This is a genomic window from Pseudomonas sp. HP_01, from assembly GCF_055284355.1.
The window spans coordinates 1-6,869 of sequence record NZ_JBTOPV010000058.1 but is presented as its reverse complement, the minus strand read 5'-3'; the positions used below and the strand labels follow the sequence as shown (position 1 = coordinate 6,869).

At 61.5% G+C, this 6,869-nt stretch carries 5 protein-coding genes; 4 read left to right on the top strand and 1 reads right to left on the bottom strand.

What is annotated here, in order from left to right; translation table 11 throughout:
- Positions 1-233 precede the first annotated feature (233 nt).
- Entirely contained in the window at positions 234-626 is a 393-nt protein-coding gene (locus ACYAR8_RS22710) for a protease inhibitor I42 family protein (RefSeq protein ID WP_108122233.1), read from the top strand.
- An 87-nt stretch (positions 627-713) separates the two neighbouring features.
- Here ACYAR8_RS22710 and ACYAR8_RS22705 read toward each other — a convergent pair whose 3' ends face one another.
- Complete coding sequence (locus tag ACYAR8_RS22705; RefSeq protein ID WP_074888873.1) at positions 714-2,510, bottom strand: methyl-accepting chemotaxis protein; 1,797 nt, start codon at positions 2,508-2,510, stop codon at positions 714-716.
- A 218-nt stretch (positions 2,511-2,728) separates the two neighbouring features.
- Here ACYAR8_RS22705 and ACYAR8_RS22700 point away from each other — a divergent pair, with 218 nt between their 5' ends.
- The 3 genes from ACYAR8_RS22700 to cmoB all read left to right on the top strand — a co-directional run bounded on the left by ACYAR8_RS22700 (position 2,729) and on the right by cmoB (position 6,704).
- The gene (locus ACYAR8_RS22700; protein WP_463581128.1) at positions 2,729-4,849 is read left to right on the top strand and encodes a TonB-dependent siderophore receptor; all 2,121 of its coding nucleotides are present in this window, start codon (positions 2,729-2,731) and stop codon (positions 4,847-4,849) included.
- Between the two features lie 119 nt (positions 4,850-4,968).
- Positions 4,969-5,748, top strand: coding sequence for a carboxy-S-adenosyl-L-methionine synthase CmoA (gene cmoA, locus ACYAR8_RS22695; RefSeq protein WP_463581127.1), 780 nt, complete (start codon positions 4,969-4,971; stop codon positions 5,746-5,748).
- Positions 5,745-6,704, top strand: a complete 960-nt coding sequence (cmoB, locus tag ACYAR8_RS22690) for a tRNA 5-methoxyuridine(34)/uridine 5-oxyacetic acid(34) synthase CmoB (protein WP_463581126.1) — start codon at positions 5,745-5,747, stop codon at positions 6,702-6,704. Before cmoA ends, cmoB begins: the two co-directional genes overlap by 4 nt.
- Positions 6,705-6,869: the final 165 nt, after the last annotated feature.

Below are 6,869 nucleotides of genomic sequence, written 5' to 3'. Positions count from 1 at the left end.
GCCGCGCTGGCCCCGGCCGCGCCGGGGGGGCCGCCCGCCCGCCCCGCCCCCCCTCCGCCCCCCCCCGCCCCGCCCCCCCCCCCCCCCCCCCCCCCCCCCCCCCCCCCCCCCCCCCGCTCCTGCAATTTGTACTGCGTCACCCGCCAGCTCCGCATGTACACCAGGCGACCTTCTGCCAGGTTTCTGAATCTTCGGTTATGCTCCCTCCCATGTTGCCTATGACCGGAGCCTTCATGACCCCTGCCCGCCTGCTCGTCCCGCTCAGCCTCAGCCTGCTCGCCGCCTGCGCCCAGACACCTAAACAAATCGTTTCCCTGGACGATCAGCAGGACTGCCCCCTCACCCTCAAAACCGGCCAGACCCTCATGCTGATGCTGCCCAGCAATCCCACGACTGGTTACCGCTGGCTGGTGCAAAACCCGGCGCCGTCGATACTCGGCAGCCTCGGGCCTGAGGTATTTAATTCTTCCAAAGACGTCGGATTGGTCGGTGAAGGTGGTCAGTCAGTCTGGCGCTACCGAGCCGCCAATCCCGGCACGGGCCATCTGATGATGGTCTATCGACAGCCCTGGGCTCCAGAAGTAGCGCCAGAGCGCAGCTTCGATTGCGTCATCACGGTGAACTGAGCACCTGCTAACGCCACGCTCGCCCGCGCAGGAACGACGATGCCCGCGACCGGCTGATCAGTCGCTGGGCATTGGCGTGGGTCGCTGTTATTCGGCCAGTAATTGCGAGGCATCGAAGCCCATGCGCAAGTTGCCCCAATGACGACCGTCGAAGAAGAACGGCACGTCGATTTCGGTCATGATTTCGCCAGTGTCGCGCAGGTACGTTTGCAGCAGGAAGCGCTGTTTGTTAGCCGCTGCGCGCAGGCCGATGGGGTCGGAAAACATGCGCTTGTTCCGGCAGACCGGTAGGTCTATAGCCCGATCGCCCGTAGGTTTTTTCGACACCCAGCTGTTATTCACCGGGCAGTAGCCCTTGGTGTCGACGATGAAGGTGACCTTGCCCCCCAGCGTGCCTTTAGTCAGCGCGTCGCACTCTTCCTGACAGATCTGGGCGAAGCGCTCGCTGTAGCTGGTCGTGTATTGCTTGGGATCGGTACCGGGAATCAGTTTGTAGTTCTGATCGAACAGGTTAACGCCCTCACGTTGCAGCGCGGCCAGACGCACCTGGAGCCGGTCACGGCAATGACTGGCGCGGGTAATGCCGGCGTCCAGCGCGCCATGCCCAAGGACAAACCGGCCCAGCAGCGCCTGGACCTTTTCAGCCACGCCCGACAGATCGCGGGTGGCGGTGGCGGAATGCTGCATGCGCTGGTCGATGGACTGGCTGTCCGCGTGAATCTGGGTGACGCGGTTGTTGATGCCGGTGTTGCTGTCGGCGAACTGCAAGATGTGCGAGGCGATGTCCTCCAGCTTGATGTGGGTGGATTCAAAGTCGCCGATCATGCTTTCAAAATGTCCCGACGCGCGCTCGACCACTTTCTGGGTTTCCCGGGCGCTATGACTGATCTGAGTGGTCTGCTCGTGGGTCGAGCTGACTTCCAGCAACATGGCGTCGATGTTCTGGGAAATGTCCTCGGTGGCGCGGCTGACGTTCTGGGCCAGGGTCCGGACTTCGTCGGCAACCACCGCGAAACCACGCCCGCTCTCCCCCGCACGCGCCGCCTCGATCGCCGCGTTGAGCGCCAGAAGGTTGGTCTGCGAGGAAATCTGTTGAATCAGCCCGACGATGGATTTGATGCTCGATGAGCGTTGGTTCAGCGCCGAAACCAGCGTGCCGAACTCATTCAGGCTGGTGGAAATCTCACTGATGTTGCCCGTGACTTCCAGCAGTTCGGTATAGGAATCGCGGGCCATGCTGAGGTTCTGCGCGGTGGTCCCGGAAATGCCCTGAGTCTGCCGGGACACCTCGGCAATCCGCCCGACTGCATCGTTGCTCTGCTCCATGACTTCCCTGGCAAAGCGCGCCTGATGGGTGGCGCTGTCGCTGGAGTCGCTGATGTTTTTCAGCGAGCGCGCGGACTCCACGGCAATGTGCACGGTCAGCGCCTGAACGCTGCTGATGATCTCCCGCTGCTTGGCGAGAAAGCGGTTGCAGGTGCTCGCCAGCACGCGAATTTCATCGTGGGTCAACAGCGGCAAGTCCTTGGACAGGTCGCCCTCGCCATTGGCAATGCCTTCCAGCGCCAGGGTCATCTGGGTCACCGGCCGCACGATCAAGTGCCGGAAATACCAGACCATGAAGCTGACCAGACACAGGGTAAACAGCGTGCTGCCTAGAATGGCATTGCTCAGCACATCGAGTTTGCCCTCGATAACGCTGAGGGTCCCCGCCGGCAGCTGCGCGCTGCGCAACTGCAGCAGAATGTCCGCGCGCAGGCTCACAGCCACCCAGTACACCACGGCACTCACCACCACCATCAGAAAAAGGCTCGACAGCTTCTTGGTCAAAGAATCGAAAAACTGCCGCTCGATGGACTCGTACAACGCCTTGAACGCATGCATGCCACGGTTCCCTGTGCCAGGTAATGAAATGGGTTGCGAATTATGGTGTTTCGACTGACGGGGCCAAAGCTTTAATGCTGCGGGTTAAGGGCACGCGATCATGGTCAGCGCTACAAGCAACACCTGCGCAAGGAATAAATGACATTGATTCTCAACATTAACTTACCGATAATTGAGAACCATCATCATTTGTTACATTCGCCGGAGCTTTGCCCGCCATGCGTCACTCGATCCCCTTTTGCCCAAAGGCCCTTTCGTTAATTGCCCTGAGCGTGCTCAACACAGCGAATGCAGAAGAGACAGCGCTCAGCCTGCCAGCTACTGACGTGACGTCAACCGCCACCTACGGCGACACTGGCAACCCGCAGGGATACCAGGGCAAACCCAGCAGCACCACCACTCGGCTGGACCTGACCAACCAAGAAACACCCCAGGGTGTGACCAACATCAAGCGCGAGCAAATGGATGACTTCAAGCTCAACAGCATCCGCGACGTATTGACCAGCACCCCCGGCGTCAATGTGCAGAAAGTCGAAACAGACCGCACCTACTTCACCGCGCGCGGTTTCGACATCAATAACTTCCAGTACGACGGCACGGCCATGCCGATGACCAATGGTTTGCTGGTGGGCGACATCGACCTGGCGCCCTACGAACAGGTGGACATCGTTCACGGCGCCAACGGCTTGATGTCCGGGGCCGGCAACCCCTCGGCCACGGTCAACTTCATCCGTAAACGCCCGACTTACGACCCTCAGGCAAAGATCGATGTGACCGCCGGTTCCTGGGACAAACGCCGGGTGGACATCGACGTCTCCGGCCCCCTGACCGACTCGGGCAACGTGCGCGGGCGCGTCATCTACGCCAACGAAAACGGCAACTCATACCTTGATCGTTACTCCCGCGAGAAGAACATCTTCAGCGGTCTGCTGGCGTTCGACCTGAGCGACAGCGACACGCTGACCCTTGGTTACGAAGACCAGAAAACCAACGCCAATGGCTCAAGCTGGGGCGCACTGCCGCTGGTCGACGGCAATGGCAACGCTATTCATTACAGCAGCACCCACGCCAATATTTCCCAGCCGTGGGTGCATTGGGACGTTCACACGCAACGTGCGTTTGCCGAGTGGGAGCACACCTTCGCCAACGACTGGAAGTCGAAGCTGACCGTCGCCGGCGCCGAGCACCGCGAAGACACCGAGATGTTCTACATGTACGGCGACAGCACCTCACCCACCGGTTACACCGGGCTGGGCTCCAAATACAAAGACAAGAACCTCGAACTCAGTGGCGACTACTCGCTGAGCGGGCCGTTCACGCTGGGCGGTCAAGAACATCAACTCACGCTGGGGGCGAACGCTGCACGCCAGCGCAATCGCGAATCCTCGCAGTACGGTGACGTCCTCAACTACTCGCCTGTGAGCCTTGAAGATGCCCTGCACGGCTACCTGCCGCGGCCGACCTACGCCGCCGCGTTACCCGCTGCGACGTCGAACTACACCGATCGCCAGAAGAGCGTTTATGCCGGCGCGCGTTTCAGCCTGACTGACGACCTGCATGTGATCACGGGCGCACGCATGCTCAGCGCGGACAGCAATGGCGACAACTACGGCTCGGCGCGGGAGGTACGCATTCACGGCAAAGTCACGCCGTATGCCGGTATCGTCTACGACCTGACCCCCGAATACGCGCTGTACGCCAGTTACACCGAAGTCTTCAATCCGCAGTATTACCTCGACGGCCAAGGCCGAGTGCTCGATCCGCTTGAAGGCAAAAGCTACGAAGCGGGCATCAAAGGTCAGTTGCTGGACAAGAAGCTCAACGTCAGCGCAGCGGTGTTCCATGCCAAGCAGGACAACGTGCCGGGCAGTTCGACCTATGACGCCAACCTGGGCGGCTATGTGTACGAGGCGATGTCCTACGACAGCAGCGGCCTGGAGCTGGAAGCGTCGGGCGAAGTGGCGCCAGGCCTGCAAGTCAACGGCGGCTACACCTACGTGTACATCACGGACGACAACGACAGTCGTGCGCGCAAATTCATCCCCCGCCACGCCCTGACGTCGTCGATGACCTACCAGTTGCCGATGGCACCGAAGGTCAAGGTCGGCGGCAGCCTGAGCTGGCAGAGCAAGACTCAGAACGACGACTCGCCGGCCGCCCGCCAGGACGCCTACGCGCTCATCGGCCTGATGACCCGCTACGACATCGATCAGCACTGGAGCACCCAGCTCAACCTCAACAACCTCACCAACGAGAAATACCAACAGAGCCTGCGCTACAACCAGAGCAACTTCGGCGATCCACGCAACCTCACCGCATCGGTAAGCTGGAAGTACTGATTGCATGGCTTGAGTCCTGGCCGCGCACCCGCAACCGGGCGTGGCTTTCCAGCGGCGGGAGCACGGTCGGCACACGAGCGATGAGATGAGGTTCCAGCCAAGGGCTGGAATTGGCTAAAATGCCGCACTTTTCGCCTTGTCCCCCCGGAATCGCCGTGAGCCCAGAACCCGACCGCCTATTCGCCCAGCCGCTGCCCCAGGTGCCCGACTTCGCCTTCAACGAAGACGTGGTGCGGGTGTTCCCGGACATGATCAAGCGCTCGGTGCCGGGCTACCCGACCATCGTCGAAAACCTCGGCGTGCTCGCGGCGCAGTTCGCCCAGCCCCACAGCGTACTCTATGACCTGGGCAGTTCGCTGGGCGCCGTCACTCAGGCGTTGCGCAGACATGTGCGTACTGAAGACTGCCGGGTGATTGCCATCGACAACTCATCGGCCATGGTCGAGCGCTGCCGGGAATACCTGAACGCTCAGGACTCGATGTACCAGGAGCTGCTGCCGGTGGAGGTCATCGAAGGCGATATCTTGAATCTAGCGTTTGAGCCGGCTTCGGTGGTCGCCCTGAACTTCACCCTGCAATTCATCGCCCCCGAACAACGCGTGACCCTGTTGACTCGAATCCGCCAGTCGCTGCTGCCCGGCGGTGCGCTGATCCTTTCGGAGAAACTGCGCTTTGATGACACCGAAGAGCACGCGCTGCTCACCGATCTGCACGTCGCCTTCAAGCGCGCCAACGGTTACAGCGAACTGGAGATCGCGCAGAAACGCAGCGCGATCGAAAACGTAATGAAGCCCGACAGCCTTGAGCAGCACCGCGAACGCTTGCTTGCCGCTGGTTTCAGCAAAGTCGTGCCCTGGTTCCAGTGCCTTAATTTCGCCTCGTTGATTGCCCTGCCATGATTGATCTCGCTCCTCTGGTCCGCCGTCTGGCGGGCACGCCACTGTATGCCTGGGCCCAAGGGCTGCAGGCGCAACTCGACGCGAAGATGGAAAAGGGTCACGGCGACCTCGAACGCTGGCAAGGCGCCCTGAATGCCTTGCCTGACCTGACGCCGAGCCGCATCGAGCTCAAGGACGATTTCATCCTCGACGCCGACTGTGACGATGCCACTCGCGCGCAGACCCGCGCCGCACTGATGGGTCTGTCACCATGGCGCAAAGGCCCTTTTGAGGTGTTCGGCGTGCACGTCGACACCGAATGGCGTTCGGACTGGAAATGGTCCCGCGTGTCGCCGCACCTTGATCTGAAAGGCAAGCGTGTCCTGGATGTGGGCTGCGGTAACGGCTATTACCAGTGGCGCATGTTGGGCGCTGGCGCAGACAGCGTGATTGGCGTCGACCCCAACTGGCTGTTCTTCTGCCAGTTCCAGGCCATGCAGCGTTACCTGCCGGACCTGCCAGCGTGGCATCTGCCGTTTACCCTGGAAGATCTGCCGGCGCGGCTGGAGGGTTTCGACACGGTGTTTTCCATGGGTGTGCTCTACCACCGCAAATCGCCCATCGATCACCTGCTGGCGCTGAAGGATTGCCTGGTCAAAGGCGGCGAGCTGGTGCTGGAGACCATGGTGGTGGAAGGCGACGCGAATCAGGTGCTGGTGCCGGAAGACCGCTACTCACAGATGCGCAACGTGTGGTTTCTGCCGTCAGTGCCCGCGCTGGAACTGTGGCTGCGCCGCGCGGGTTTCGTCGACGTGCGCTGCGTCGATGTCAGCACCACCACGGTTGAAGAACAACGGGGCACTGACTGGATGCGCTTTCAGTCGTTGAGCGACTTCCTCGATCCGGCGGACCACAGCAAGACCGTAGAAGGACTGCCGGCACCGAGGCGTGCGGTGATCGTGGGGCGCAAGCCTTAACTGCTGAAAGTCGCCACCGCGCGCCGATCAAAGATGACAACACCGCAGATATAACTGCCGACGCATTACCTGTAGGAGCGGGGGGGGGGCGCGCGGGATCGATGCTGGGGGGCGTCGCGCGGGTCGAGAGAGGCAGCTGGCGCGCGCGGCGGGGCGGCGGGGGGG

Bases quoted from the DNA above. Each gene is read 5' to 3' on its own strand.
- ACYAR8_RS22710 (WP_108122233.1), top strand. From the start codon at position 234: ATGACCCCTGCCCGCCTGCTCGTCCCGCTCAGCCTCAGCCTGCTCGCC.
- ACYAR8_RS22705 (WP_074888873.1), bottom strand. From the start codon at position 2,510: ATGCATGCGTTCAAGGCGTTGTACGAGTCCATCGAGCGGCAGTTTTTC.
- ACYAR8_RS22700 (WP_463581128.1), top strand. From the start codon at position 2,729: ATGCGTCACTCGATCCCCTTTTGCCCAAAGGCCCTTTCGTTAATTGCC.
- cmoA (WP_463581127.1), top strand. From the start codon at position 4,969: ATGCCGCACTTTTCGCCTTGTCCCCCCGGAATCGCCGTGAGCCCAGAA.
- cmoB (WP_463581126.1), top strand. From the start codon at position 5,745: ATGATTGATCTCGCTCCTCTGGTCCGCCGTCTGGCGGGCACGCCACTG.